We start from the raw sequence: 24,878 nt of genomic DNA, 5'->3' as shown, positions 1-24,878 counted from the left end.
GCATCAGTGTACGTGAGGTTATTAATCCGTTGGAATGTTGTGTATATGGCGCGATTTGTAAAATTATAGAAATTTAGGAAAACGGGGCTGGCATTTGTGAACGCCTTGTGATCCTGAAAGCGTGACGTTCACCGCAATTTTCGACTAATTTTTTGCTTGAAAATAACGCAGCGATGGGTTTCTTACTGAAAACCGCGATAACGCCGGGGTTACTGCTGCGCGATATCACATTTTTGATAAAAAAGCGGCGTTGGCGAGGGAAGAGGACGCGGCGGGTGCGGTTTGCCGCACCCAACTGACTCAGGATTCCGGATAAACCTTTTCTTTATATTCGCACAGGTCTTCGATGATGCAGGAGCCGCAGCGCGGTTTGCGCGCGATGCAGGTGTAGCGGCCGTGCAGGATCAGCCAGTGATGGCAATCGACCTTGAATTCGGCGGGCACCACCTTCAACAGTTTCTCCTCCACCTGATCGACGTTCTTGCCCGGCGCAAAGTGGGTGCGGTTGCACACCCGGAAGATATGGGTGTCCACGGCGATGGTCGCCCAGCCGAAGGCGGTGTTGAGCACCACGTTGGCGGTTTTGCGGCCAACGCCCGGCAGCGCCTCCAGCGCGGCGCGATCTTCCGGCACTTCGCCGCCGTGCAGCTCCAGCAGCATGCGGCAGGTCTTGATCACGTTTTCGGCCTTGCTGTTGAACAGACCGATGGTCTTGATGTACTCCTTGACGCCATCAACCCCCAGCGCCAGCATGGCGGCGGGGGTGTTGGCGACCGGATAGAGTTTGGCGGTCGCCTTGTTGACGCTCACGTCGGTGGCCTGCGCAGACAGCAATACCGCGATCAGCAGCTCAAACGGCGTGGTGTACACCAGCTCGGTGGTCGGATGCGGATTGTTGGCGCGCAGCCGGGTCAGAATTTCCAGTCGTTTCTGCTTGTTCATCAGGCCTTCTCAGCACGTCCTTGTTCCAGCAGCGGTTCCGCCGCCACGGCGCGGGCTTTGCGCGCCTTCATTCTTTCGTCGATCAGATACTTGACCGCCAACAGCAGGCCCAGGCCGATAAAGGCGCCTGGCGGCAGCATGGCCAGCAGGAACGGGCTGTCGAAGTGCACCACTTCGATGCGCAGCGATTTGGCCCAGCCGCCCAGCAGTTGATCGGCGCCGTCGAACAGCGTGCCGTTGCCCAGCAGCTCGCGCATTGAACCCAGCGTCACCATGACGCCGGTGGCGCCGAGGCCGATGGCCATGCCGTCCAGCGCCGAGAGGCCGACCGGTTTCTTGGCGGCCACCGCTTCGGCGCGGCCCACGACGATGCAGTTGGTCACGATCAACGGAATAAAAATGCCGAGCGACTGATACAGACCGAAGGCATAGGCGTTGATCAGCATCTGCACGATGCTCACCACCGCGGCGATGATCATGACGTAGATTGGAATACGCACTTCGCTTGGCACCCAGCGACGCACCGCGGAGATGGAGGCGTTGGTGAGCGTCAGCACCAGCGTGGTGGCCAGCCCCAGGCCCAGCGCGTTGGTGACGGTGGAGGTCACCGCCAGCAGCGGGCACATGCCCAGCAGCTGCACCAGGGCGGAGTTGTTCTTCCACAACCCCTGGACGATCAATTCTTTGGCTTCACTCATTCGCTGGCTCCACACGCAGGTAAGCTTTCAAGTTTAGGCGGCAGCGTTTCCATATACAACGCAGTGCGGCGCACCGCATTGACCACCGCACGCGGGGTGATGGTGGCGCCGGTGAATTGGTCGAACATGCCGCCATCTTTCTTCACCGCCCAGCGTTTGTCGTCCGGGCCTTCGATTTTCTTGCCGCTGAAGAAGGAAATCCAGTCGGAAATGCGCAGTTCGATCTTGTCGCCCAGCCCCGGGGTTTCATGGTGTTCAATCACCCGGGTGCCGAGTACCGTGCCGTTGAAATCGGCACCGACCAGCAGCTTGATGGCGCCGGAGTAACCGTCCGGCGCGGTGGTTTCCAGCGCGGCGGCGGTCGGTTGCCCGTTTTTGCGCGCCAGGTATAAACGGTGTGGCGCGCCGTCGCCCAGCGCCGGATCGCTGACCAGGAAGCATTCGTTCTGCATGACGTTGTCGTAATTTTCCGGCGGCACCACCTGATCGAGCAGGGCTTTTTGCTGCAGCGCCGCCTGATGCGCGATGGTGGTTTTCGTCAGGGCGTAGACCACGGCGGTGAGGCCGGTGGTGACCGCCGCAAACACCGCCAGCGTGGTGCCGTGCTTTCTCATGGAATTCAGCATGGCGGCTCCTTAGCGATGGCCGTACACGCGCGGCTGCGTGTAGTGGTCGATTAACGGGACGGTGATGTTGGCGAGCAGCACAGCAAAGGCCACGCCGTCAGGGTAGCCGCCATAAACGCGGATCAGCCAGACCAGCACGCCGATCAGCGCACCGTAGATTAAACGGCCCTTCGGCGTGGTGGAGGCGCTGACCGGGTCGGTGGCGATAAAGAACGCGCCCAGCATGCTGGCGCCGGAGAACAGGTGGATCAGCGGCGAAGCCTGATGCGCCGGATCGAGCCACCAGGCCAGACCGGAGCAGAAGGCGATAGCGGCCAACATGCTGAAGGGTATCTGCCAGTGGATCAGGCGGCGCGCCAGCATAAACAGGCCGCCGGCCAGAAAGCCGAGGTTGACCCACTGCCAGCCGATGCCCGCCAGCGCGCCGCCGAACAGCGGCTGCTGCAACACTTGTTCAACGCTGTGGCCGCTGCGCAAACCGGTTTTGAAGCCGTCGAGCGGTGTAGCCTGGCTGATGCCGTCAACGCCCATCTGCAATTCGTGCAGCGTCGCGCCCTGAGCGGTATGGCCGCTGAAAATGGCCAGCAGCGTGTCGTGGAACGACAGCGCGGTGGCGCGCAGCTCATCCGGCGGCAACCAGCTGGTCATCTGCACCGGGAAGGAGATCAGCAGCACCACGTAACCGACCATCGCCGGATTGAACGGGTTCTGCCCAAGGCCGCCGTACAGCTGTTTGGCGATGACGATGGCGAAGAAGGTGCCGATGACGATCATCCACCACGGGGCCAGCGGCGGCAGGCTGATGCCGAGCAGCAGCGCGGTCAGCAGGGCGGAGTTGTCCGCCAGCCGGCTGCGCACCGGCAGCTTGCGCAGCCTGAGGATCGCGCCTTCTGCGGCCAGCGCGACGATCGCCGCCAGCGCCACCTGAATCAGCACGCCGTAACCGAAGAACCAAATCTGCGCTGCGATGCCGGGAATGCAGGCCAACATCACCCACAGCATAATGCGGCTGGTGCTTTGCTGGTTGTGGGTGAACGGCGAGCTGGCGATGTGTAAGCCTTTGGCGGCTGTGGGTGATACCGGCCTGAACTTCATAGAGTAACGATACCTTCTGCGCCGCGCCTGCGGCAGTTTCGATGCGCCGAATTGCGGGCGCGGCAAAAATAATAGCCGAGCATTCTACCTGATTCGATGCGAGGGTAATACGCCTTAATGATAGGGGTATTCGGCTTTTCGCACCCGTTGAGATCGGCGTGGCGCGATTTGATTTTTTTTTGGCCGGAAAATGGGCTAACGTGAGGAATTGTCTGTGGAACTTGTGCCGCCATCGCCCCTGAGAAATGGGGTAACCGTATGAATGAAATATCATTTTTGTCCAGATTTCCGCACAAAATAACAACTTTCACATAATACGTGTAGGTTACTATCGCGAACATTATTGAGTCAGTGAATCCATAATAATGACAAATGAAGACATTTTTTTTATTGAAGAGCTAATTGAGTGGGTGGAGATACATCTGGAGAAACGGCCAAACCTGGATGAAGTTGCGCGTATTTCGGGCTATTCCAAGTGGCATCTGCAGCGTAAATTCAAGCGTATTACCGGCATTCAACTCGCCACCTATATCCGTTCGCGCATCCTGACGCGCGCCGCGGTGGCGCTGCGCATCACCCGTCGCTCCATCATCGACATCTCCGATGAGCTGGGCTTCGACTCGCAGCAGACCTTTACTCGCATGTTCAAGCAGCGCTTCGGCACCACGCCCAATCGCTACCGCTCGATGGAGCACTGGGACGTGAAAAACCTGATGCCGCGCTTTAACTTCGAAGCCAGCTACGGCGCGGGATATTATCCGGAAGTGAAGCGGCTGACGCTGCCCGAGATGCAACTGGTCGGCTTCTCGCGCCGGCTGGATTTCGCCTCCGAACAAGAGCTGGAGTACGCGTCCTGCATGGCGATGAAGGACGAGATTTTCAATGACTTCTTCAAGGGGTTGCACGTCGACTGCCGGCGAATTTACAGCATTTATTGCCCGCAGGCCGGGGAAGGTGACGAGCTGTCGTCCACGCTGGTGATGGCGGTCGATCCTGAACATAAAAAGGACATTCTTTCCAATCATCAGATAGACACCATCCATCTGCCGAGCCGCGAGTTTATCTCCATCAACCATAAGGGCACGGCGAAGGAGTGTCTGCAGTTTTTCGGTTATCTGGTGTCGCATGTGATGCCGGGGCTGAAGGATAAGGTGCGCGGCAGTATGGAAATGGAGATCATTCAAACCAAAGAGTGGAACCCGGAGTCCAAACTGCGTCAGATTGAAGTGGACTACACCTATCTGATCTCTATCGATTAAACGGCGCCCGGCGTAGGCCAGGCGCCGCCGTCATCATTTGTCTTCCGTTTCCGCCGCCAGCGATTCTCTGGCGGCTTTTTTGGCTTTGGCGCGGGCGATAGCCGCCGCAACCGCCGCCTTGCGCGGATCTTCTTCGGCGGCAGCTGGAGCCGGTTCTGTCTCGGCCGGAGCGTCCGCCTGCTGCGCCGCTTTTTTGGCTTTGGCGCGGGCGATAGCCGCCGCGACCGCCGCCTTGCGCGGATCTTCTTCGGCGTCAGCCGGAGCCGGTTCTGTCTCGGCCGGAGTGTCCGCTTGCTGCGCCGTTTTCTTGGCCTTCACGCGAGCCAGGGCGGCGGCGACTGCCGCTTTACGCGGATCTTCTTCGGCGGCAGCCGGAGCCGGTTCTGTCTCAGCGGGAGTGTCCGCCTGCTGCGCCGCTTTCTTGGCCTTCACGCGAGCCAGGGCGGCGGCGACTGCCGCTTTACGCGGATCTTCTTCGGCGGTAGCCGGAGCCGGTTCTGTCTCGGCCGGAGCGTCCGCCTGCTGCGCCGCTTTCTTGGCTTTGGCGCGGGCGATAGCCGCCGCGACCGCCGCTTTGCGCGGATCTTCTTCGGCGGTGGCCGGAGCCGGTTCTGTCTCGGCAGGAGCGTCCGCCTGCTGCGCCGTTTTCTTGGCCTTCACGCGAGCCAGGGCGGCGGCGACTGCCGCTTTACGCGGATCGTCCTCTGTCGCGGCAGGGGCGGTGATGTCTGCGGCCGGTGCCTCTTTGCGCGCCTTCACGCGGGCCAGCGCCGCGGCCACGGCGGCCTTACGCGCGTCGTCGCCTGAGGTTGCCGGCGAGGCTTGTTCCGCTTCGGCCGCCAACTGGGCGCGCCGTTCACGCGCCTGCGCTTTACGCGCTTCGCGGGCGGCGATCATCTCTTTGTTGTCTGGCTGCTGGCCGTCGACCGGCGTAACCGCCGCTTCGGCATTCTTGCTGCGTACGCGCGCCAGTGCGGCCTGTACCGCCCCCTGATCGTCGTCGGTCAGTTTGACGGCGGCCTTTTTGTGCCGCTCTTCGCGCGCCAGTTTCTCGCGCTCCAGACGCGCCAGCTTGGCCTCGTAACGCGCCTTGGCCTCGGCGGTGCGCGCCGCTTCCAAATCGATAGCCTTGATTTCGGCCTTTTCCTGCCGGTAGTACTGCACCAGCGGAATGTTGCTGGGGCAGACGAACGCGCAGGCGCCGCATTCGATGCAGTCGAACAGGTTGTGGTTGCGCGCCTTGTCGTGCTCCTGCCCGCGGCTGAACCAGTACAGCTGTTGCGGCAACAGCCCGGCAGGGCAAGCGTCCACGCACAGGCCGCAGCGGATGCAGGATTGCTCGGGTTCCTGCGGCGTCATTTCATCCACCGTCGGCGCCAGAATGCAGTTGCTGATCTTGACGATCGGCACGTTCAGCGCGGGCAGGGTAAAGCCCATCAGCGGGCCGCCCATCACCACCATCTGCTGCGCCTGCGGACGGAAACCGACGAAATCAAGCAGGTGCTGCACCGGCGTGCCGATGCGTGCCCACAGGTTGCCAGGGCGCTCGACCGCCTCGCCGGTCAGGGTCACCACGCGCTCAATCAACGGTTCGCCGTCGACGATCGCCCGCTTGATGGCGAAGGCGGTGCCGACGTTTTGCATCAGCACGCCGATAGCGGAGGAGTGCTTGCCGTGCGGCACTTCCTTGCCGGTCAAAATCTTGGTCAGCTGCTTGGCGCCGCCGGACGGGTATTTGGTGGGGATGACGCGCAGGGCAATGCCGGACTGGCCGCGCAACGCCTGTTTCAGCGCCGCGATCGCCTCCGGCTTGTTGTCTTCGATCCCGATCAGTGTGACCTTGGGCTGCAGAATGTGTTGCAGGATCTGCGTGCCTTCAACGATCTGATCGGCATGTTCCTGCATCAGGCGATCGTCGGCGGTGATGTAAGGCTCGCACTCGGCGGCGTTGAGGATCAGCGTTTCCACGCCGCTCATGCCGCCTTGCAGTTTACTGGCGGTCGGGAAACCGGCGCCGCCCAGACCGGCGATGCCGGCCTGATGAATACGTTGAATCAGCTCCGCGGCGGGCGATTGGCGGTAATCCGCTACCGGCTCGCGCTCGCACCAGCGGTCTTCGCCGTCTGCCTCGATAATCACGCACAGCTCCGACAGCCCGGAAGGGTGAGCGGTGATGTGCGGCGTGATGGCGCTAACGGTGCCCGAGGTCGGGGCGTGCACCGGCACGGTGCGCCCGCGGCCGACGGTCAGCGGCTGGCCTTTCAACACCCGATCGCCGGCGTTGACGCACAGTTCGCCTTCCGGCCCCAGATGCTGCTGCAGCGGAATGATAAAGGTCTTGGGCAGAGGGGCGACACGCAGCGGCGCGCCGCTCGACTGAGTCTTCATTTCCGGTGGATGGATCCCGCCGTCGAAATCCCAGATCCGGTCTTTTTTAAAGGCGGCGAACAGATTAAGCATGTTGCTCCACGTGGATCACTTGCACCGGGATCGTCTTCATGTCCCACTTCCAGTTGGCGGTGGTGGTGGCGACCGGTCTCATTTCAATACAGTCGGTAGGGCAAGGGGCGACGCACAGATCGCAGCCGGTACAGAGGTCGGTAATGACGGTATGCATGGCGCGGGTGGCGCCGACGATGGCGTCAACCGGGCAAGCCTGAATGCACTTGGTGCAGCCGATGCAGTTGGCCTCGTCGATATAGGCCACTTTACGCTCCGGCTCGGCGGCGGCTTCGCTGCCCAGCGGCTGCGGCTCCACGTTGAGCAGCTCCGCCAGTTTCAGCATCACCTGTTCGCCGCCCGGCGCGCATTTATTGATCATCTCGCCGTTGGCCACCGCCTCGGCATAGGGGCGACAGCCGGGGTAGCCGCACTGGCCGCACTGGCTCTGTGGCAAGATCGCGTCGACCTGCTCGGCGACCGGATCCTCTTCCACCTCAAAACGGCGCGCGGCGTAGCCCAGCACCAGTCCGAACAGCAGCCCGAGCGCGCTCAAAGCCGCGATAGCTATCCACAACGCAGTCATTAGAATTTCACCAGCCCGGTAAAGCCCATAAAGGCCAGCGACATCAGCCCGGCGGTGATCAGTGCGATCGAGGAGCCGCGGAACGGCGCCGGCACGTCGGCCACCGCCAGACGTTCGCGAATGGCGGCGAACAGCACCATCACCAGCGAGAAACCGGCGGCGGCGCTGAAACCGTAAACGGCGGACTGCAGGAAGTTATAACCGAGGTTGACGTTAAGCAACGCCACGCCCAGCACCGCGCAGTTGGTGGTGATCAGCGGCAGGAAGATGCCCAGCAGGCGGTAGAGCGCCGGGCTGGTCTTGCGCACCACCATCTCGGTGAACTGCACCACCACGGCGATCACCAAAATGAAGGAGAGCGTGCGCAGGTACACCAGGTCCAGCGGAACCAGAATAAAGGTGTTGATCACCCAGGCGCTGACGGAGGCCAGCGTCATGACGAAGGTGGTGGCCATTCCCATGCCGATGGCGCTTTCCAGCTTCTTGGAAACGCCGAGGAACGGGCACAGGCCAAGAAACTTCACCAGAACGAAGTTGTTCACCAGTACGGTGCCGACAAACAGGAGCAGGTATTCGGTCATTGCGATGCCTAAAAAAATAAAAGCCGCCTATTATCGGGAATCGGCGGCCGGACGACAACATATGAATCGCAGGGGTATTGCCTTTTTTGGTGAAAATTTACACAAATCACCCAATAAAACGTGCTGCAATCGCCTTTAACGTTCGGTAAAGGTCCCTTTGACCCGCTGCGAACGCTTGATGTAAGGCACCAGCAGCGCCGCCATCAGCAGCGGCCAGCCGAGGCTGCGCACCGCCACTTCATCCGGCACCGGCGCGAAGGCGAAGGCTTTCACCGCCAGGATCACCGTGATCAGCAGCCATAACAAGAACAGTTTAGGGAAGCGCTGCGACCGCTGGCAAAACAGAAACACCAGCCACAGGGTGAAGCCCCACATCAAGAGCGTGGTCAACACCGAAAAGTACCATTGCAGGGTAAACGCCTGGGCGTTGGTCAACAGATAGTCGCGCGACTCGGGCATGAAGATCGCCATGGCGTACAGGAGCAGCATCAGGCTGGCGCTGAGCAGGGTGACGATCAGATAGGCCAGCGGGGCCAGCAACCAACCGCCGATACGAGAGTATTCAGCTTGAGACATAAAACGGCTTCCTGATTGAATCGGGGATCACAGGCGGCATAGCTTAGCGGGTAATACCGGCTTCGTCATCCCTATCAACCGGATAGCTCGGCGTCGCGGGGCCGGGCCGCACGTTTGGCTACTCCGACCCCGCTTCGAATTAACATCTCATTTACTTCTTGTTCCAGCCGTCCGCATGGTGTCAAATCGAAAGGGTGTGTCGTGAGCCTGCAAGAGGTAATCCCATGGCTGAGAAAATTCGTGTCGGGCTGGTCGGTTACGGCTACGCCGGCAAAACCTTTCATGCGCCGCTGATCGCCGGTACGCCCGGGCTGGAGCTGGCCGCCGTTTCCAGCAGCGATGCCGGCAAAGTGCGCGCGGACTGGCCGTCGATGACGGTGGTGGGCGATGCGCAGGCGCTGTTCGCCGATCCGGCCCTCGATCTGATCGTGATTCCTACCCCCAACGATACCCATTTCCCGCTGGCGCAACAGGCGCTGGCCGCCGGCAAGCACGTGGTGGTGGACAAACCGTTTACCGTGACATTGTCACAAGCTCAAGCGCTGCAGCAACAGGCGCAGCAGAGCGGTTTGCTGTTGTCGGTGTTCCACAACCGTCGCTGGGACAGCGATTTCCTGACCCTCAAAGCGCTGCTGAACGACGGTTCGCTGGGCGAGGTGGTGTACTTCGAGTCGCACTTTGATCGTTACCGGCCACAGGTGCGTCAGCGCTGGCGCGAACAGGGCGGCGTCGGCAGCGGCATCTGGTTCGACTTGGGGCCGCATCTGCTCGATCAGGCGCTGCAACTCTTCGGCAAACCCGAGCGGCTGTTTGTCGATCTGGGTGAGCTGCGGCCGGGGGCGCAGGCGGTGGACTATTTCCACGCGCTGTTGAGCTATGGCGATCGCCGTGTGGTGCTGCACGCCAGCATGCTGGCGGCGGCGGAGAGCCCGCGCTATGTGGTGCACGGCACCCGCGGCAGCTATGTCAAATACGGCCTGGATCCGCAGGAAGACCGGCTGAAGGCCGGCGAACGCTTGCCGCAGGCCGACTGGGGCTATGACATGCGCGAGGGTGTGGTGACGCTGTCACGCGTCGACCTGCTGGCGGAACAGCCGCTGCTCAATATTCCCGGCAACTACCCGGCTTATTACGCGGCGGTGCGCGACGCGATTGCCGGCATAGGCGAAAATCCGGTGCCGGCCGCCGACGCCATCGCGGTGATGGCATTGATCGAACTGGGGCTGGAATCGGCCCGGCTGCAGCAGGCGCTGCCGGTGGTCTGATCCCGCCCACTTTTCTGTGGCCCGGCGCAACGTCGGGCCTTTTTACGACTCTACGTGCAAGGAAATCCGTTTCATGTCCTGGTTGCAGCGTTTGCGCATTGACAAATTTTTGCTGGTTCTGATTTTGGTGGTGATCGTCGCCTCGCTGTTCCCCTGCGAAGGCATCTGGAAAACCTTCTTTGAACACCTGACCACCGCCGCCATCGCGCTGCTGTTCTTTATGCACGGCGCCAAGCTGTCGCGCGAGGCGATCATCGCCGGCATGAGTCACTGGAAGCTGCATCTGCTGGTGTTCCTCAGCACCTTTGCGCTGTTCCCGCTGCTCGGGCTGGCGATGAACCTGTTGGTGCCGGGCATCATGACGCCGACGGTCTATCTCGGCTTCCTCTATCTGTGCGCGCTGCCGGCCACGGTGCAGTCGGCCATCGCCTTTACGTCGGCGGCGGGCGGCAACGTGGCGGCGGCGATCTGCAGCGCCTCGGCGTCGAGCATTCTCGGCGTGTTCCTGTCGCCGCTGCTGGTGGGGGCGTTGATGCATACTCAGGGCGGTAATACCGACGTGCTGCACGCCATCGGTTCAATCATTTTGCAATTGATGGTGCCGTTCGTGATCGGCCACCTGGCGCGGCCATTGATCGGCAAGTGGATCGATCGCCATCGCAAATTGATCAATCTGACCGACCGTTCGTCGATCCTGCTGGTGGTGTATACCGCGTTCAGCGCGGCGGTGGTGGAAGGGATTTGGCATCGCATCGACGGCTGGTCGCTGCTGACCATCCTGGTGATGTCGCTGGTGCTGCTGACGGTGGTGCTGGTGATCAACACCTACGCGGCGCGCTGGCTGGGCTTTAACACCGCCGATGAAATCACCATCGTCTTCTGCGGCTCGAAAAAGAGCCTGGCGAACGGCATCCCGATGGCCAACGTGCTGTTCCCGGCCGCGGCGGTGGGCGCGATGGTGCTGCCGCTGATGATTTTCCACCAGGTGCAACTGATGGTGTGCGCGGTGCTGGCGCAGCGCTATGCGCGTAAAACCGCCAAACAGCGGGCCGAGGCGGAGGCGCTGGCGGCCAAATAGGCCGCAGACCGCTAACGGCGGCCCAGCGCGTCGAGCAGAAAGTCGGCGCGCTCGTCCGGTGAGGCGCGCGGCAGTTCTTGCAGCTGATAGCCATAGCGGCGATAGACGGCCACCATCGCCCGGTAGGTCAGCTCGGCTTCGGCGAAAGATTGCTTTCTTTCGCTGTCCTGCGCGTAGATCGCTTGCCACGGCGGGGCGATGAACACCCTTTCGGCATAGCGAAAAGCGCCGATCGCCGCCGTCAAATGTGCGGGGATCGGCAGTCCGCACAGCGTGAGGTAACCGGCGATATCCGGCAGGCCGCGATCGAAGAACCAGCATGTTTCCCCCGTTGCTTCGCGCCATGAGCGCAGTTCCCAATCGAGCATCCGCTCGGCGAAGGCCTGGCGATCGCCCCACGGCAGCGCATGGCCGCCGATACTCACCTGATCCTGAATAATCGCCCGGCCGGCCTCCTGCGAGTGCGGAAAGCCGCGGCGATGAAGAACGTCGATGAGCGTGCTTTTGCCCGAGCCGGGGCCGCCGGTCAGCACGATGCGGCGTGTTTTGTCAGACATGCGAAATTCCTCTCTTGCAGCAGGGTCATGGGGTAACACAGCGATAAAGACTAGCAGTCGGAAGAAGACGGCGGGGAGAGGGATGAGAAGAAGGCGCCATTTGGCGCCTGGGGGGATTTAGCCCTGAACTTTGGCGCGCAGCGCCTGTTTTTCCTGCTCGCTGAGGAAGGCCAGCTTCAGGCCGTTTTCCTGCGCGGTGCGGATTTCTTCCGGCGTCAGCCCGGCCTGCGGCGCGGCGACGCGGTATTCATGCTCGATCTCGATGCCCTGAACCGCCGGATCGTCGGTGTTGATCGACGCCAGCACGCCGTGGCGCAGGAAGGAGGCCAGCGGATGCTGCGCCAGCGACGGCACGGTGCTGGTTTGGATGTTGGAGGTCAGGCAGGATTCGATACCGATGCCGTGTTCCGCCAGGAAGTCCATCAGCGCCGGATCTTCGACCGCTTTCACCCCGTGGCCGATACGTTCGGCGCCCAGCTCGCGGATCGCCTGCCAGATGCTTTCCGGGCCGGCGGCTTCGCCCGCGTGCACGGTGATGCGCAGGCCGGCGTCGCGGGCGCGGTTGAAGTGGCTGAGGAACAGGCTGCCGGGGAAGCCCAGCTCATCGCCCGCCAAATCCAGCGCGGTAATGCCGTCGCGGTGCGCCAGCAATCCTTCCAGTTCCTGCAGACAGGCGGCCTCGCCGAAGGTGCGGCTCATGATGCCGATCAGGCGAATGTCGATATCACGATCGCGGCAGCCCGAACGGATCCCGTCGATCACCGCTTCCACCACGCCGGCGACCGGCAGTTGATGCTTCATCGCCATGTAGTAAGGGGAGAAACGCAGCTCGGCATAGTGCAGGCCGGCGTTGGCGGCGTCCTCGACGTTTTCGTATGCCACCCGGCGGCAGGCGTCCAGATCGCCCAGCACCGCCACGCCCCAGTCCAGTTTCTGCAGGAAGCTGACCAGATCCGGTTCGGCATGGGTGATCTGCACGTGCGGGCGCAGGCTCTCCAAATCGTTGGCCGGCAGGGCGAGATTGAACTGGCGGCCGAGGTCGAGAATGGTCTGCGCGCGGATGTTGCCGTCGAGATGGCGGTGAATATCGGTAAGCGGTAGGCGGGGATCGATCATGCTGGGCACTCGCTAATTATCGTAGGTAAAGTGCAGAACAGTATAAAAACAAATGGATGAAACTTGCCATCGCGTTGCATAAAAAAGTGACTTACATCACAAATAATGCGAGGTGTATCGCATTTTCGTCGTGAATCAGGCTTTCAACACGCTGACGCCCGCCTGCTGCAACGGCGCGATCAGCGCGTCATCGGTAGCCCGCTCAACGATGATGGTGTGCGCCAGCGTAATATCGCCGATCGCATACTGCGAGGCGGCATTAAGCTTGGCGGCGGAAGCCAGCACCACGGTTTCCGCCGCACGGGCCGCCAGCGCGCGCTTGATGTAGGCTTCTTCCAGATCGCCGGTGCTCAACCCCGCAGTGGGGTGCACGCCGGTCACGCCCATAAAATAGATATCGGCGCGAATATGCGACATCGCTTCTACGGCAGCGGCGCCGACGCTGACGATCGAATGCTTATACAGTCGGCCGCCGATCAGGATCACCTCGACGGTGGGGTGATCGACCAGGCCCACGGCGACGCTGGGGCTGTGGGTGACGATGGTGGCGTTGAGGTTGGCCGGCAGTTGCCTGATCAGCTCTGCGGAGGTGGTGCCGCCGTCGATGATCACCACCTGGCCGGGGGCGATCAGCGCCGCCGCCGCTTTGGCGATCGCGCGTTTGGCGCCGGATTCCAATTGATTGCGTTCGGCGAAGCTGGCGATGGCGGAAGAAACCGGCAGGGCGCCGCCATGCACCCGTTGCAGCAACCCCTCGGCGTCCAGTTCGCGCAGATCGCGCCGGACCGTATCTTCCGACAGCCCGAACATCTCGCTGAGCTGTTTGGCCAAGACCTGACCCTCCTGGGCCAGTTTTTCCAAAATGATCTTCTTGCGCTGGCTGGTCAACATGGCCATTTCCTCTCAAATTTGCTATGCACGAAATATCTTGATCATACACGAAACTGCACGATAGTATCAATTTCCTTCCTCTGGCGGAGTAAACCGATGATAGCCACCAAAGACAGGGTTCGTATTGTCGAAACCCGGGTGTTGTCCGATGACTGGTACCTGCTGAAAAAAACCACCTTTGATTTTCTGCGGCGCGACGGCGTCTGGCAAAGGCAGAGCCGTGAGACTTACGATCGCGGCGACGGCGCCACCATTTTACTGTTCAACCGGCAGGCGCAAACGGTGATCCTGACGCGCCAGTTCCGCTTTCCGGTGTTCGTCAACGGTCATGACGGCATGCTGATTGAGGCCGCCGCCGGGCTGTTGGACGACGCGTCGCCGGAGGCGCGCATCCGCGCCGAAGTTGAAGAGGAAACCGGCTATTTCGTGCAGAACGTGGAGAAAGTGTTTGAGGCGTACATGAGCCCTGGCTCGGTCACCGAAAAGCTGCACTTTTTCGTCGGCGAATATCAGGCGGGCGACCGCCTCAACGAGGGCGGCGGGCTGGCGGCGGAGGGGGAAGATTTGGAGGTGATCGAGCTGCCGCTGGCGCAGGCCCTGCAGGCGGTTCGTCAGGGTACGATAGTTGACGCCAAAACCATCATGCTGCTGCAGTTTGTCGCCTTGAATCGGACGTTGGAGGAACAACGATGAAAGCCCAACAAATCTTGATCGCCGGCCCTTATCGCAGCGGCACCGATGGCGATCCGCAGCGTATCGCCGCCAATCTGGCGCGCCTCGAACAGGCGGCGCTGGCGGTTTACCAGCGGGGGCACGTGCCGGTGATCGGCGAATGGCTGGCGCTGCCTTTGGCGGCCGCGGCCGGTTCCACTCAGGTTGGCGATGCGGTCAGCGAGGCGTTTCTTTACCCGGTGGCTCACCGACTGATTGCGCAGTGTCAGGCGGTGTATCGCATCGAAGGGGCGTCTGCGGGGGCCGATAACGACGTGCGGTTGGCTAACGAATGGGGATTGACGGTCTATCGTCATCTGGAGGAAATTCCGTCTGTTCAGGCGTAACCGAGGGGCGGGCAGAGGCTCGCCCCCTCGCGTTATTTCTCGTCCAGCACAAACTTCAACCCGGCGATCAGCTTGTCCATGCCGGCTTCCAGCTTGCTGCGCGGGCAGCCGACGTTGAGGCGCAGGAACCCGCGGCCTTCTTCGCCGTAGGTAAAGCCCGGCATGATCGCCACCTTTTCACGCTCGATAAGCACCTGCTGCAGCGCCCGATCGTCCACGGCCAGCGGCCGCAGATCGATCCAGGCCAGATAGGTGGCCTGCGGCGGGCGCCAGCCCAGCGCGGGAAACGCCTCCGCCAGCCGTTCGGCGACGTAGGTCAGGTTATCCTGCAGATAGTCGCGCAGGGCGTCCAGCCAGGGTTCACCGCGCCGATAGGCGGCTACGTGCGCCGCCACCGCCAGCACTGCCGGCGAGGAGAGGCCGTCACGGGATTTGAGCTGCTGGAAATAGGCTTCGCGGCTGGCGTCGTCGCTGATAAAGCCGTAGGCGCCGGTTAACGCCGGAATGTTAAAACTCTTGGAGCCGGAGGTCAGTAAGGCCCAGGGGCCGGTCGCCACCTGGCTCCAGGGCGTATGGCGGTGTGCGCCCCAGACCATGTCCATGTGGATTTCATCGCTGATCACGCGCACGTCGTGGCGTTCGCACAGTTCGGCCATCTGCTGCAGCTCTTCGCGGCGCCACACTTTGCCAGTGGGATTATGCGGGCTGCACAGTAGCAGGATCTTGGTCTGCGGCCGCGCCAGCAGCGCTTCGAGGTGCGCCATGTCGCAGCGCCAGTCATCTGCGGCCTTGTGCAGCGGGCAGGCCAGCAGCTGGCGCTGGTTGGCGAGGATCACCTTATAGAAGGCGTCGTAGGCCGGGGTATGGGTCACCACGTAGTCGCCCGGCACGGACCATTGGCGGATCAGCTGCGCCGCCATGTAGATAACGGAAGGGCCGTACACCGCCGTTGTGGTGTCGATAGCGGTGTTGAAACGTTGTTGATACCAGTGGCGCAGCGCGCCGAGAAAATCCTCATGCTGCCAACGGCTGTAGCCCAGCACGCCGTGCTGCAGGCGCTGTTGCAGCGCCTCGAGAATGCACGGTGCGGTGGCGAAATCCATATCGGAGATGGTGAACGGCAGCAGGTCGGCGCTGCCGAAGCGATCGGCGATGTAATCCCACTGGGTGCACCAGGTGCCGTGGCGGTCGATCGGGGTAGAGAAATCAAACATGGGTGGCTCCCTGCAGCGCCGCGGCAGGGTGCGCCGTGGCTATCAGTGAGTCTAATTCATCCTTCACCGATTGCACCTGCGGGCCGATCACTACCTGCAGATTATGATCGTTGAGATGCACTACGCCGATGGCGCGGTTGGCCTTCAGCGCCGCGTCGTCCACCTGGCTCATGTCGTTGACCGACAGGCGCAGGCGGGTGATGCAGTTGTCCAGCGTAATGATGTTGTCCGGGCCGCCGAGCGCCGCCAAAATCGCCGGCACATTGTAGCCGGATTTGCCCACTGCGCCGCTTGGCGCGCTTTGGCTGACGGCGCCGTCGCTCTCGCGGCCCGGCGTTTTGATGTTAAAGCGCTGGATGGCGAAGCGGAAAATGGCGTAATAGCCGACGAACCAGATGGCGGCCACCACCGGCACCAGATACCACTTGGTGGCGGTGCCGTGCAGAATGCCGAATACCACGAAGTCGATAATGTTGCCGTCGGTGTTGCCGATGGTCACGCCCAGCAGCGCCATGACGGTAAAGCCCAACCCGGTGAGCAGCGCATGGATCAGATAAAGGAACGGCGCGACGAACAGAAACAGAAACTCGATCGGCTCGGTGGTGCCGCCGACGACGCAGGCCACCACGCCGGAAATCAACAGCCCCTTGATTTTATGGCGGTTCTCCGGTTTGGCGCAGTGGTACATCGCCAGCGCCGCGCCCGGCAGGCCGCCGAGGAACGCCGGCATTTTACCCTGCGACAGGAAGCGGGTGGCGCTTTCGGCGAAACCGGTGGTGGTCGGGCAGGAGAGCTGCGCCTGGAAGATGGTCAGGGCGCCGCTGACGCTGTGGCCGCACACCTCCATCGTGCCGCCCGCCTCGGTAAAGCGGATCAGCGCCACCAGTATGTGATGCAGACCGAACGGCAACAGCAGGCGTTCGCCGGTGCCGAAGATCATCGGCCCGAAAATGCCGGCGCCATTGATCATGCGCCCCAGGCCGTTGATGCCGGCGGCGAACCATGGCCAGATCAGGGGGATGAGCAGGCCGCACAGGCCCAGCGTCACGGTGGTGACTATCGGCACGAAACGGGTGCCGCCGAAGAAGGCCAGCGCATCCGGCAGCCGGATGGTGTGGAAACGTTCATGCAGCAGATACACGATGATGCCGACGATCACTGCGCCGAGGATGCCGGTGTCGATCGACTGAATGCCGAGAATGTTTTGGATGTTGTTGGCCTTCAGCACCAGCGGATCGCTGGTGGGCAGCACGCCGGCAGCGGTCAGGTAGAAGTTGGTGGCCAGATTCAGCACGGCGAAGCCGACGAAGCCGGAGAAGGCGGCGACGCCCTTGTTGTCGCGCGCCATGCCCAGCGGAATGGCGATGGCGAACATCACCGGCAGGAAGCTGAAGGCGAAGGAGCCTATCTTGCTCATCCAGGTGAAGATCAGCTGGAAGATCGGATGGCCGATAAACGGCATCAGGGTGATCACGTCGCGGCTGCTCAGCGAGCTGCCGATCCCCAGCATGATGCCGCAGAAAGAGAGCAAGGCGACGGGCAACATGAATGTTTTGCCCAGGCTCTGGAAGAACTCCCAGAGGGTGATTTTGGGTTTATTGGCTGCTGACATAACCGACTTCTCCTGGCGAAAAGACGAGCAAAAAGGGGACTTCTGAGTAGGTAAAAAGAAGATAAAACGTTTTACCTAGCAAAAATGCGCCGCCAATCACAAATCTGTCGCCCGGTTTTTGGCGACAATGCGACGGGCAGTAAAACGTTTTACTGCGTTGACGGATTCGGTATACCCTTGATCACTACGGCGCGGGTTGCCCAGGAACGGGTTCGCAGAGACTATGAGCATCAAAAAGATCACCATTACCGATGTGGCGCAACAGGCGGGCGTTTCGGTCACCACGGTTTCTCTGGTATTGAGCGGCAAGGGGCGGATTTCGCCGACCACCGTCGAGAAGGTCAATCAGGCGATAGAGCAGTTGGGCTACGTGCGCAATCGCCAGGCGGCGACGCTGCGCGGCGGCGAATCCGGGGTAATCGGCCTGATCCTGCGCGACATTTGCGAACCTTTCTATGCCGAAATGACCGCCGGGCTGAGTGAAGCGCTGGAGGCGCACGACAAACTGCTGTTTTTAACCCAGAGCGGGCGCGATGGTCAGGGGCTGCAGCGGGCGTTTGACGCGCTGCTGGCGCAGGGCGTCGACGGCATCGTGCTGGCGGGCGGCATCCGCGCGGCGGCCGGGCTGAAGGAAAAGGCGGCCGAGCAGGGCGTGCCGCTGGTATGCGTGGCGCGCTCCAGCGGTCTCGAGGGCGTGGACGTGGTACGGCCGGACAATATGCAGGCCGCCAAGCTGGCCACCGAATTTTTGATCAAACGCGGCCACAGCCAGATTGCTTATCTCGGCGGCCAGAGCGACTCGTTGACGCGCGCCGAAAGGTTGGGCGGATTTTGCGCCACGCTGTTGCAGTACGGCCTGCCGTTTCGCAGCGAATGGATCGTCGAGTGCGATTGCCAGCAGCGTGAGGCGGCGGAAGCGGCGGAACAGCTGCTGCGCCACTACCCGAATATCACCGCTGTCGTTTGCCACAAGGCGTCGGTGGCGCTTGGCGCCTATTTTGGCCTGACGCGCAGCGGCCGCAGCATCGGTTCGGACGGGGTCGACGCCTACTACGGCCGGCAGGTGGCGCTGATCGGTTTCGGCGACGTGCCGGAGGCCGAGCTGACCGAACCGCCGCTGACCTTTGTCTCCAGCTCGGCGCGGGAAGTGGGGCGCAGCGCCGCCGCGCGCCTGCTGCAGCGCATCAATGACGCCGATCTGCCGGCGCAGAACGTCATTTTGCCGCCGACGCTGATCCGGCGCGGCTCCGCTTAGTCCCGCCGCTGTTCCTCTTCCGCTTCGCGGCAAATCCAGCCGATAAAAGCCTTCATCGCCGGCGTCAGATCCCGCGATTTCAAATGGGTCAGCCAGTAGGCGCCGAGCGCGGCCTCGGCGGCGAACGGCCGCTGCAGCGCGCCGGCGGCCAGTTCGCGGCGGAACATGCTGACCGGCGCCAGCGCCACGCCGTCGCACTGGAGCGCGCCTTCCACCATCAGCCTCGATGAGTCGAACACCGGGCCGTTGATTCGCCACGGCGTCACCTGCGCAGCCGTGAACCAGCGTTCCCATTCATCCTGGCGGTAAGTGCGCATCAGCAGTTCGTGCTGCAGATCCTGCGGCGTATGCAGCCGCGCGGCGACCGCCGGCGAGCAGAGCACCGTCAGCGGCGCGTCGAACAGCTTAATATTGCGGGTGGCGGGCCATAAACCTTCGCCGAAACGGATGGCGAAATCCATGCCATCGGCCGACAGATTGACCAGGTTGTTGTGGGTCAGCACCCGCAGATCGATGAACGGATGCGCCGCGCGGAACGCCGCCAGCCGCGGCATCAGCCAGCCGACCGCGAAGGTGCCGACCACCGCCACCGTCAGCACTTCGTGGAAATGCCCGCCTTCGAACTGCTGTAACACCGCCTCGATGCGATCGAAAGCGTCGCTCAACACCGGCAGCAGCGCCTGGCCCTCTTCGGTCAGATCCAACCCGCGCGGCAGGCGGCGGAACAGCTGAATGCCCAGCTGTTCTTCCAGCATGCGCACCTGCTGGCTGACGGCGGCCTGAGTGACGCGCAGCTCCAGACCGGCGCGGGTGAAGTTCAGGTGGCGGGCGGAGGATTCGAACGCCCGCAGGGCGTTGAGGGGAAGTCGGTTGCGCATTGTTGATAGCCATAAGTTTTTCTTTATGCTGGCTGAAATTATTATCGCTTGTCAACCCGGCGGCAAAAACCGATATTTGGCGCGGCTGCCGCAAAATTGGCGGAGCCCGTAAAGGAATGACATCATCCATCAGGGAGTGCGCCGTGCGCAACGCCAATAAAAACTTTTGGCCGCGGCCGATGCCCTGCAACCGAAGAGCCTCTATCATGACGAAAATGAACCGCCTGGCGGCCGCGCTGATCGCCGCACTGATCTTGCCGACCGCGCACGCCGCGCAGCAGCAGGATATCGACGCCGTTATTCAGCCGCTGATGAAAAAATACGGCGTGCCGGGCATGGCGATCGCCGTATCGGTCGATGGCAAACAGCAGATTTACCCGTATGGCGTCGCCTCGAAACAGACCGGCAAACCGATCACCGAGCAGACGCTGTTCGAGGTGGGGTCGCTGAGCAAAACCTTCACCGCGACGCTGGCGGTCTATGCGCAGCAGCAGGGCAAGCTGTCGTTCAGCGATCCGGCCAGCCATTATCTGCCTGAGCTGCGCGGCAGCGCCTTCGACGGCGTCAGCCTGCTGAATCTGGCGACCCACACATCCGGCCTGCCGCTGTTCGTGCCGGACGACGTGACCGACAACGCCCAACTGATGGCTTACTACCGGGCCTGGCAGCCGAAGCACCCGGCGGGCAGCTACCGCGTCTATTCCAACCTCGGTATCGGCATGCTGGGCATGATCGCCGCCAAGAGCCTCGATCGGCCGTTTATCCAGGCCATGGAGCAGGGCATGCTGCCGGCGCTGGGCATGAGCCACACCTACATTCAGGTGCCGGCGGCGCAGATGGCCAACTATGCCCAAGGTTACAACAAGGACGATAAGCCGGTGCGCGTCAATCCCGGCCCGCTGGACGCCGAATCTTACGGCATCAAATCCAACGCCCGCGATCTGATTCGTTACCTGGACGCCAACCTGCAGCAGGCGAAGGTCGCGCAGCCGTGGCGCGAGGCGCTGGCCGCCACGCACGTCGGCTATTATAAAGCGGGCGTGTTCACGCAGGATCTGATGTGGGAGAACTACGCGTACCCGGTGAAACTGTCGCGGCTGATCGAGGGCAACAACGCCGGGATGATCATGAACGGCACGCCGGCCACCGCCATCACACCGCCGCAGCCGGAGCTGCGCGCCGGTTGGTATAACAAAACCGGTTCGACCGGCGGTTTCTCCACCTACGCGGTGTTTATCCCGGCGAAAAATATCGCCGTGGTGATGCTGGCCAACAAATGGTTCCCGAACGACGATCGGGTCGAAGCGGCTTACCGCATCGTGCAAGCGCTGGATAAGCGCTGATCGTGGGGGGCGCCGTCGGGGCGCCCCTGTTACCGGTGCTGTCGCTCTCGCCGTTCGCGCATGAAATCGATAAAAGCGCGCAGCTTGAGCGGCAGATGCCTGCCGGCGGGAAAGTAGATGAAAAATCCCGATGCCTCGCTGGCATACTCCGGCAGCACCTCCACCAGATCGCCCTGCGCCAGTTCCTGCACCACCGTGCCCTGAAAACGTTGCGCGATCCCCAGGCCCGCCAACGCCGCATCCTTGATCAGCCTGTCTTCGTTAAAGATCAAACTGCCGCTGACGTCCAGCGCCCGCTCATCGCCGTGCCGACTGAAATACCAGGGCTCCAATTTGCCGCTGCCGGGAAAACGGTAGCGCAGGCAATGGTGCGCGAGCAGATCGTCCGGCGTGGCCGGCGCGCCGCAACGCGTCAGATAATCGGGTGAGGCGACCAGCACCCGGCGCTGGCCGTTGTCGATCGGCACGGCGATCATGTCCTTTTGCAGCATGGCGTGCATGCGAATGCCGGCATCGAAACTGCCCAGCACCAGATCGGAAAAGCGGTCTTCGGTAAACAGCTCCAGCTGCACTTCGGGATAGCGCCGCTGAAACTCCGCCAGGTGCGGCATCACCAGCAGCGAAGCGGCCAGCTGCGGCAACGTGATGCGCAGCAGGCCCGCCGGCTGCGCGCCCAGGGCGCGCACGTCGTCCGCCGCCACGTCTATCTGGTTCATCGCCGGCGAGACCTTCTGATAGAACAACCGGCCCTCGTCGCTGAGGCGCACCGAGCGGCTGGTGCGGTGGAATAAGCGCACCCCCAGCTGATTCTCCAGCGCCTGAATGTTTTGCGACACCGCCGGCGGCGTGACGCCCAGTTGGTTGGCCGCGCGGGTGAAGTTGCCCAGCCGCGCGACGGCTTCGAAATAGGGCAGCAGCTGCAGGAGTGAACTCATCTATCAATAACCTGTGCTTAATAATTCATTAAATTATGCCTTATTTTAATTTATGACGAACGTTTTAGACTGATTTTTACTTTCCCTCAGCGAGATAAAAATCATGTCGGCAGAACAACGGGCGTTAACAGAACGGATCGCGGCGATCGATCAACAGGCGATGGCCGAAGGGCGCATCGTGGGCAGCGTGGTGCTGGTGGCGCGGCGGGGTGAAATTTGCTACGCCGGTGCGGCCGGTTATGCCGATCGCGAAGCGCGGCAACCGATGCGGCGAGAAACGCAGTTTCGGCTGTCGTCGGTTTCCAAACCCTATACCACGCTGGCGGCGCTGCGTTTGATTGAACGAGGCAAGCTGAGCCTCGACGATGCGGTCAGCGATTGGCTGCCGTGGTTTACCCCGGCGCTGGCCGACGGCCGGCGCCCGACGATCAAGATTCGTCATTTGCTGAGTCATACCGCCGGGCTCGACTATCGGCTGAACCAACCGCCAGCAGGCGTTTACCATCAGTTGGGGATCCAGGACGGCGTGGAGCTGTCGACGCTGACGCTGGAGCAAAACCTGCGGCTGTTGGCGCAGGCGCCGTTGCTGTCGGAACCGGGCGCGCGCTTCAACTATTCGCTGGCGATCGACGTGCTCGGCGCGGTGCTGGAGCGAGTGACGGGCATGCCGCTGCCGCAGCTGTTTGTCGAATGGGTGGCGCGGCCGCTGGGGCTCGGCAATACCGCGTTCCATGCGACCCATGCCGCTAACCTGGCGACGCCTTATTACAATACGCCGCAGGGGCCGCGGCGCATGCCGGAAGGCGTGCGGATCGCCTTGCCGGAAGGCATGGCGGGGGGAGAAGTGACGTTCTCGCCGGCGCGCGCGCTTAACGTCGGAGCCTATCCCTCCGGCGGCGCGGGCATGGTCGGTGATGCCGACGACGTGCTGCGGCTGGTGGAGGCGCTGCGCAGCGGCGGGCAGGGCATTTTGCAACCGGATACGGTGGCGTTGCTGCGCAGCCCGCACGTGGGCGCGCAGGCGCAAACGCAAGGGCCGGGCTGGGGCTTCGGCTTTGGCGGCGCGCTGCTGGTGGATCCCGACGCTGCGCAGACGCCGCAGCATGCCGGTACCCTGACCTGGGGCGGCGTTTACGGCCACAGCTGGTTCTTTGATCCAGAGGCGCAGCTGAGCGTAGTCGTCTTAACCAATACCGCATTTGAGGGCATGTGCGGCCGCTACCCGCAGCAGATCCGCGATGCGGTTTATGCGGCGTAAATAAAAAGGGCCCCGCAGGGGGCCCTTGTTCAGGCTTTCAGGCGATTACTGTGCCGGTGCCGGAGCGGGTTCCGCTTCCTGAGCCGGTTCAGCGTCTTCCGCCGGGGCGCCCAGCATGGCGAACTGGCCGATGAACTCCTGCAGCGACATTTTGTTGCCGTTCAGGTCAACCTGATTGTCAGCGTAGTGGAACTTGCTCGCGATCACGCCGTCTTTCTGGGTGGTCAGCTTGAACATCTGACCCATGGCCGCCAGGCCCTGCACTTGCTGCTGCGCCAGTTTCTGCGCGTCTTCCTCATTGTAACCCTGCAACAAGGCGGTCTTCGCGGTCACTTCGGTGGCCATCGCTTCCGGAATGGTCAGGCTGAGATCCAGCTTTTTAACCGCCTGAGCGATCACTTGATCCGGCGACTGTGCCGGGGAGGCGGCCTTGCTCGGATCGGTCATCGCCAGATCCAGCGTGAAGATGCTCTCACCCTTGCTGTTTTTCCAGCTCAGCGGGGCGATGCTGAGGCTTGGGTTGCCTTTCAGCAGCATCGGCAGGTTCTTTTGCAGCATCTCGGAGGTCTGCTGTTCGTAGACGTCCGGATCCAGGTTCTCGCCCTGCTGCAGCAGCGCCATGGTTTGGCGGTTGTAGCTGTCGGAGAAGTCTTTCAGCGCCTTGCCGTCGACGTTGTCGATTTTCAGCGTCAGTTTACCGGCGCCGAAGTCGTTGCCCTGCACCTTGAGCGCGTCCATGGTGTAATCGATCTGGCCGCCGATATTGCTGCTGCCTTGCTCGCCGAACTTGCTCACCAGATTGAAACCGTCCAACGCCACGGTGTCTTTACCGTCGATCGTCAGTTTGAACTGCTTCAGGGTCATCGTTTGATCGCCGAGCTTCACGCCGAACTTGCTTTCGTTGCTGTTGCCTTTCAGGTTGAAGCCCTGGAAGGTGATCTGCTCGTTTTGGCCGAATTCGTTCGGGCTGGCGAACACGATAGTGTCGCTATTGGCGTCCAGCGCGATTTTTTTCAGATCGCGGGACACGTCGGCGTCAATGGTGGCGCCGCTGAATTTCAACGAAGATTTATCCTTCTGGTAGTCCAGTGGGATAAAGTCGATGGTGGACGCGGTATCGCCGCTGTACGAGATGCGCGAATCGGCGGTAAACAGCGATTTGCCTTTGGTGGTTTCAAACAGGCCTTTCACCGCCGGGGTGTTTTCCAGCTCGGTATGCACCGACGCCATGCTCGGCAGCAGGTTGAATTTTTTCAGCTGCGCGAACGGGAACGGACCGTGATCGATGGTTTCCAGGAACGCCACTTCTTCACCGGCTTTCAGCGCCGCGTTTTCGCTGGTATCCGTGCCGTCGGAACGCAGCACATAACGCACTTTACTGCTGAACAGGCCGCGCTGGTAATTTTCATAGCTCAGCTTGACGCCGGCTTTCGGCAGGTAGGCTTTCAGTTGGCCGTTGGCGTTGTCGACGACTTCGCCCATGTGCTGCTCGATCTGTTTCCCGGTGTACCAGGATGCCCCGGTCCATGCTGCGCCAAGAACGACAATGACGCTGACAGCGACTAACGATTTTTTCATAGCTCTGTTTCATCCTTTTTTCTTATAACCCTCCGTTG

The 24,878-nt window shown here is 61.9% G+C and carries 24 protein-coding genes; 8 read left to right on the top strand and 16 right to left on the bottom strand.

Annotation, left to right across the window (positions count from 1 at the left end):
- Window positions 1-300: 300 nt before the first annotated feature.
- From nth to rsxD, 4 genes are read right to left on the bottom strand one after another with little or no spacing between them, the layout of a single operon-like run.
- On the bottom strand, window positions 301-942 hold the full coding sequence (gene nth, locus ACJ8M3_RS06620) for an endonuclease III (protein WP_089197001.1): 642 nt from the start codon (window positions 940-942) through the stop codon (window positions 301-303).
- Window positions 942-1,640 carry an electron transport complex subunit E gene (locus ACJ8M3_RS06615; protein WP_033642947.1) on the bottom strand — a complete coding sequence of 233 codons (699 nt, stop codon included), beginning with the start codon at window positions 1,638-1,640 and terminating at the stop codon, window positions 942-944. The genes nth and ACJ8M3_RS06615 overlap by 1 nt, the downstream gene beginning before the upstream one ends.
- Window positions 1,637-2,266, bottom strand: a complete 630-nt coding sequence (rsxG, locus tag ACJ8M3_RS06610) for an electron transport complex subunit RsxG (RefSeq protein ID WP_033652583.1) — start codon at window positions 2,264-2,266, stop codon at window positions 1,637-1,639. The genes ACJ8M3_RS06615 and rsxG overlap by 4 nt, the downstream gene beginning before the upstream one ends.
- A 9-nt stretch (window positions 2,267-2,275) precedes the next feature.
- On the bottom strand, window positions 2,276-3,361 hold the full coding sequence (gene rsxD, locus ACJ8M3_RS06605; RefSeq protein ID WP_033652582.1) for an electron transport complex subunit RsxD: 1,086 nt from the start codon (window positions 3,359-3,361) through the stop codon (window positions 2,276-2,278).
- Window positions 3,362-3,726: 365 nt separating this feature from the next.
- On the opposite strand from rsxD, the gene ACJ8M3_RS06600 reads away from it, so the two are divergent.
- Window positions 3,727-4,620, top strand: a complete 894-nt coding sequence (locus ACJ8M3_RS06600; RefSeq protein ID WP_033642950.1) for a helix-turn-helix domain-containing protein — start codon at window positions 3,727-3,729, stop codon at window positions 4,618-4,620.
- Between the two features lie 33 nt (window positions 4,621-4,653).
- On the opposite strand, the gene rsxC is transcribed toward ACJ8M3_RS06600, so the two are convergent.
- From rsxC to ACJ8M3_RS06580, 4 genes are all read right to left on the bottom strand, one after another.
- Entirely contained in the window at window positions 4,654-7,080 is a 2,427-nt protein-coding gene (rsxC, locus tag ACJ8M3_RS06595; RefSeq protein ID WP_089197002.1) for an electron transport complex subunit RsxC, read from the bottom strand.
- Entirely contained in the window at window positions 7,073-7,645 is a 573-nt protein-coding gene (rsxB, locus tag ACJ8M3_RS06590) for an electron transport complex subunit RsxB (protein ID WP_004938428.1), read from the bottom strand. The genes rsxC and rsxB overlap by 8 nt, the downstream gene beginning before the upstream one ends.
- Complete coding sequence (rsxA, locus tag ACJ8M3_RS06585) at window positions 7,645-8,226, bottom strand: electron transport complex subunit RsxA (RefSeq protein ID WP_004938443.1); 582 nt, start codon at window positions 8,224-8,226, stop codon at window positions 7,645-7,647. The genes rsxB and rsxA overlap by 1 nt, the downstream gene beginning before the upstream one ends.
- Window positions 8,227-8,361: 135 nt before the next feature.
- Window positions 8,362-8,802, bottom strand: coding sequence for a DUF2569 domain-containing protein (locus ACJ8M3_RS06580; protein ID WP_004938446.1), 441 nt, complete (start codon window positions 8,800-8,802; stop codon window positions 8,362-8,364).
- 224 nt (window positions 8,803-9,026) lie between these two features.
- Here ACJ8M3_RS06580 and ACJ8M3_RS06575 point away from each other — a divergent pair, with 224 nt between their 5' ends.
- Both ACJ8M3_RS06575 and ACJ8M3_RS06570 read left to right on the top strand, forming a co-directional pair.
- Entirely contained in the window at window positions 9,027-10,067 is a 1,041-nt protein-coding gene (locus ACJ8M3_RS06575; protein ID WP_442514632.1) for an oxidoreductase, read from the top strand.
- 73 nt (window positions 10,068-10,140) lie between these two features.
- The gene (locus tag ACJ8M3_RS06570; RefSeq protein WP_033640474.1) at window positions 10,141-11,145 is read left to right on the top strand and encodes a bile acid:sodium symporter family protein; all 1,005 of its coding nucleotides are present in this window, start codon (window positions 10,141-10,143) and stop codon (window positions 11,143-11,145) included.
- 11 nt (window positions 11,146-11,156) lie between these two features.
- Here ACJ8M3_RS06570 and ACJ8M3_RS06565 read toward each other — a convergent pair whose 3' ends face one another.
- The 3 genes from ACJ8M3_RS06565 to ACJ8M3_RS06555 form a co-directional block, all read right to left on the bottom strand.
- Window positions 11,157-11,702, bottom strand: a complete 546-nt coding sequence (locus ACJ8M3_RS06565) for an AAA family ATPase (RefSeq protein WP_089197004.1) — start codon at window positions 11,700-11,702, stop codon at window positions 11,157-11,159.
- Between the two features lie 117 nt (window positions 11,703-11,819).
- A complete protein-coding gene (gene add, locus ACJ8M3_RS06560; RefSeq protein WP_089197005.1) occupies window positions 11,820-12,818 on the bottom strand; it encodes an adenosine deaminase in 999 nt (332 codons plus the stop codon).
- A gap of 135 nt (window positions 12,819-12,953) precedes the next feature.
- Entirely contained in the window at window positions 12,954-13,709 is a 756-nt protein-coding gene (locus ACJ8M3_RS06555) for a DeoR/GlpR family DNA-binding transcription regulator (RefSeq protein WP_060660765.1), read from the bottom strand.
- A gap of 96 nt (window positions 13,710-13,805) precedes the next feature.
- On the opposite strand from ACJ8M3_RS06555, the gene ACJ8M3_RS06550 reads away from it, so the two are divergent.
- Entirely contained in the window at window positions 13,806-14,402 is a 597-nt protein-coding gene (locus tag ACJ8M3_RS06550; protein ID WP_033642958.1) for an NUDIX domain-containing protein, read from the top strand.
- Window positions 14,399-14,767, top strand: coding sequence for a hypothetical protein (locus ACJ8M3_RS06545; protein ID WP_033640470.1), 369 nt, complete (start codon window positions 14,399-14,401; stop codon window positions 14,765-14,767). Before ACJ8M3_RS06550 ends, ACJ8M3_RS06545 begins: the two co-directional genes overlap by 4 nt.
- A gap of 32 nt (window positions 14,768-14,799) precedes the next feature.
- Here ACJ8M3_RS06545 and ACJ8M3_RS06540 read toward each other — a convergent pair whose 3' ends face one another.
- Window positions 14,800-15,981 (bottom strand): MalY/PatB family protein, encoded by a 1,182-nt coding sequence (locus ACJ8M3_RS06540; RefSeq protein ID WP_046686981.1) that lies wholly within the window; start codon window positions 15,979-15,981, stop codon window positions 14,800-14,802.
- Window positions 15,974-17,593 (bottom strand): maltose/glucose-specific PTS transporter subunit IIBC, encoded by a 1,620-nt coding sequence (gene malX / locus ACJ8M3_RS06535; RefSeq protein ID WP_046686982.1) that lies wholly within the window; start codon window positions 17,591-17,593, stop codon window positions 15,974-15,976. Before malX ends, ACJ8M3_RS06540 begins: the two co-directional genes overlap by 8 nt.
- Before the next feature lie 223 nt (window positions 17,594-17,816).
- Between malX and ACJ8M3_RS06530 the strand changes: the two genes are divergently transcribed.
- Window positions 17,817-18,848, top strand: coding sequence for a Mal regulon transcriptional regulator MalI (locus ACJ8M3_RS06530; protein WP_033642962.1), 1,032 nt, complete (start codon window positions 17,817-17,819; stop codon window positions 18,846-18,848).
- Here ACJ8M3_RS06530 and ACJ8M3_RS06525 read toward each other — a convergent pair.
- On the bottom strand, window positions 18,845-19,726 hold the full coding sequence (locus tag ACJ8M3_RS06525) for a LysR family transcriptional regulator (RefSeq protein ID WP_033650493.1): 882 nt from the start codon (window positions 19,724-19,726) through the stop codon (window positions 18,845-18,847). The genes ACJ8M3_RS06530 and ACJ8M3_RS06525 overlap by 4 nt on opposite strands.
- 206 nt (window positions 19,727-19,932) lie before the next feature.
- Between ACJ8M3_RS06525 and blaSRT the strand changes: the two genes are divergently transcribed.
- Complete coding sequence (blaSRT, locus tag ACJ8M3_RS06520; protein ID WP_069100787.1) at window positions 19,933-21,069, top strand: SRT/SST family class C beta-lactamase; 1,137 nt, start codon at window positions 19,933-19,935, stop codon at window positions 21,067-21,069.
- Window positions 21,070-21,098: 29 nt separating this feature from the next.
- On the opposite strand, the gene ACJ8M3_RS06515 is transcribed toward blaSRT, so the two are convergent.
- Complete coding sequence (locus tag ACJ8M3_RS06515; protein ID WP_033650491.1) at window positions 21,099-22,004, bottom strand: LysR family transcriptional regulator; 906 nt, start codon at window positions 22,002-22,004, stop codon at window positions 21,099-21,101.
- A gap of 103 nt (window positions 22,005-22,107) precedes the next feature.
- Here ACJ8M3_RS06515 and ACJ8M3_RS06510 point away from each other — a divergent pair, with 103 nt between their 5' ends.
- Window positions 22,108-23,262, top strand: a complete 1,155-nt coding sequence (locus ACJ8M3_RS06510) for a serine hydrolase domain-containing protein (RefSeq protein ID WP_089197006.1) — start codon at window positions 22,108-22,110, stop codon at window positions 23,260-23,262.
- Between the two features lie 45 nt (window positions 23,263-23,307).
- On the opposite strand, the gene ACJ8M3_RS06505 is transcribed toward ACJ8M3_RS06510, so the two are convergent.
- Window positions 23,308-24,840, bottom strand: a complete 1,533-nt coding sequence (locus ACJ8M3_RS06505) for a YdgA family protein (RefSeq protein ID WP_089194699.1) — start codon at window positions 24,838-24,840, stop codon at window positions 23,308-23,310.
- Between the last annotated feature and the right edge of the window lie 38 nt (window positions 24,841-24,878).

This window comes from Serratia sp. CY55921 (genome assembly GCF_052167655.1).
Lineage (GTDB): Bacteria > Pseudomonadota > Gammaproteobacteria > Enterobacterales > Enterobacteriaceae > Serratia > Serratia ureilytica.
This window is presented reverse-complemented; position numbering and strand designations above follow the sequence as displayed.

What these genes read in the sequence shown, in the direction of transcription:
- nth (WP_089197001.1), bottom strand. Translation starts at nt 942, where the DNA reads ATGAACAAGCAGAAACGACTGGAAATTCTGACCCGGCTGCGCGCCAAC.
- ACJ8M3_RS06615 (WP_033642947.1), bottom strand. Translation starts at nt 1,640, where the DNA reads ATGAGTGAAGCCAAAGAATTGATCGTCCAGGGGTTGTGGAAGAACAAC.
- rsxG (WP_033652583.1), bottom strand. Translation starts at nt 2,266, where the DNA reads ATGCTGAATTCCATGAGAAAGCACGGCACCACGCTGGCGGTGTTTGCG.
- rsxD (WP_033652582.1), bottom strand. Translation starts at nt 3,361, where the DNA reads ATGAAGTTCAGGCCGGTATCACCCACAGCCGCCAAAGGCTTACACATC.
- ACJ8M3_RS06600 (WP_033642950.1), top strand. Translation starts at nt 3,727, where the DNA reads ATGACAAATGAAGACATTTTTTTTATTGAAGAGCTAATTGAGTGGGTG.
- rsxC (WP_089197002.1), bottom strand. Translation starts at nt 7,080, where the DNA reads ATGCTTAATCTGTTCGCCGCCTTTAAAAAAGACCGGATCTGGGATTTC.
- rsxB (WP_004938428.1), bottom strand. Translation starts at nt 7,645, where the DNA reads ATGACTGCGTTGTGGATAGCTATCGCGGCTTTGAGCGCGCTCGGGCTG.
- rsxA (WP_004938443.1), bottom strand. Translation starts at nt 8,226, where the DNA reads ATGACCGAATACCTGCTCCTGTTTGTCGGCACCGTACTGGTGAACAAC.
- ACJ8M3_RS06580 (WP_004938446.1), bottom strand. Translation starts at nt 8,802, where the DNA reads ATGTCTCAAGCTGAATACTCTCGTATCGGCGGTTGGTTGCTGGCCCCG.
- ACJ8M3_RS06575 (WP_442514632.1), top strand. Translation starts at nt 9,027, where the DNA reads ATGGCTGAGAAAATTCGTGTCGGGCTGGTCGGTTACGGCTACGCCGGC.
- ACJ8M3_RS06570 (WP_033640474.1), top strand. Translation starts at nt 10,141, where the DNA reads ATGTCCTGGTTGCAGCGTTTGCGCATTGACAAATTTTTGCTGGTTCTG.
- ACJ8M3_RS06565 (WP_089197004.1), bottom strand. Translation starts at nt 11,702, where the DNA reads ATGTCTGACAAAACACGCCGCATCGTGCTGACCGGCGGCCCCGGCTCG.
- add (WP_089197005.1), bottom strand. Translation starts at nt 12,818, where the DNA reads ATGATCGATCCCCGCCTACCGCTTACCGATATTCACCGCCATCTCGAC.
- ACJ8M3_RS06555 (WP_060660765.1), bottom strand. Translation starts at nt 13,709, where the DNA reads ATGTTGACCAGCCAGCGCAAGAAGATCATTTTGGAAAAACTGGCCCAG.
- ACJ8M3_RS06550 (WP_033642958.1), top strand. Translation starts at nt 13,806, where the DNA reads ATGATAGCCACCAAAGACAGGGTTCGTATTGTCGAAACCCGGGTGTTG.
- ACJ8M3_RS06545 (WP_033640470.1), top strand. Translation starts at nt 14,399, where the DNA reads ATGAAAGCCCAACAAATCTTGATCGCCGGCCCTTATCGCAGCGGCACC.
- ACJ8M3_RS06540 (WP_046686981.1), bottom strand. Translation starts at nt 15,981, where the DNA reads ATGTTTGATTTCTCTACCCCGATCGACCGCCACGGCACCTGGTGCACC.
- malX (WP_046686982.1), bottom strand. Translation starts at nt 17,593, where the DNA reads ATGTCAGCAGCCAATAAACCCAAAATCACCCTCTGGGAGTTCTTCCAG.
- ACJ8M3_RS06530 (WP_033642962.1), top strand. Translation starts at nt 17,817, where the DNA reads ATGAGCATCAAAAAGATCACCATTACCGATGTGGCGCAACAGGCGGGC.
- ACJ8M3_RS06525 (WP_033650493.1), bottom strand. Translation starts at nt 19,726, where the DNA reads ATGCGCAACCGACTTCCCCTCAACGCCCTGCGGGCGTTCGAATCCTCC.
- blaSRT (WP_069100787.1), top strand. Translation starts at nt 19,933, where the DNA reads ATGACGAAAATGAACCGCCTGGCGGCCGCGCTGATCGCCGCACTGATC.
- ACJ8M3_RS06515 (WP_033650491.1), bottom strand. Translation starts at nt 22,004, where the DNA reads ATGAGTTCACTCCTGCAGCTGCTGCCCTATTTCGAAGCCGTCGCGCGG.
- ACJ8M3_RS06510 (WP_089197006.1), top strand. Translation starts at nt 22,108, where the DNA reads ATGTCGGCAGAACAACGGGCGTTAACAGAACGGATCGCGGCGATCGAT.
- ACJ8M3_RS06505 (WP_089194699.1), bottom strand. Translation starts at nt 24,840, where the DNA reads ATGAAAAAATCGTTAGTCGCTGTCAGCGTCATTGTCGTTCTTGGCGCA.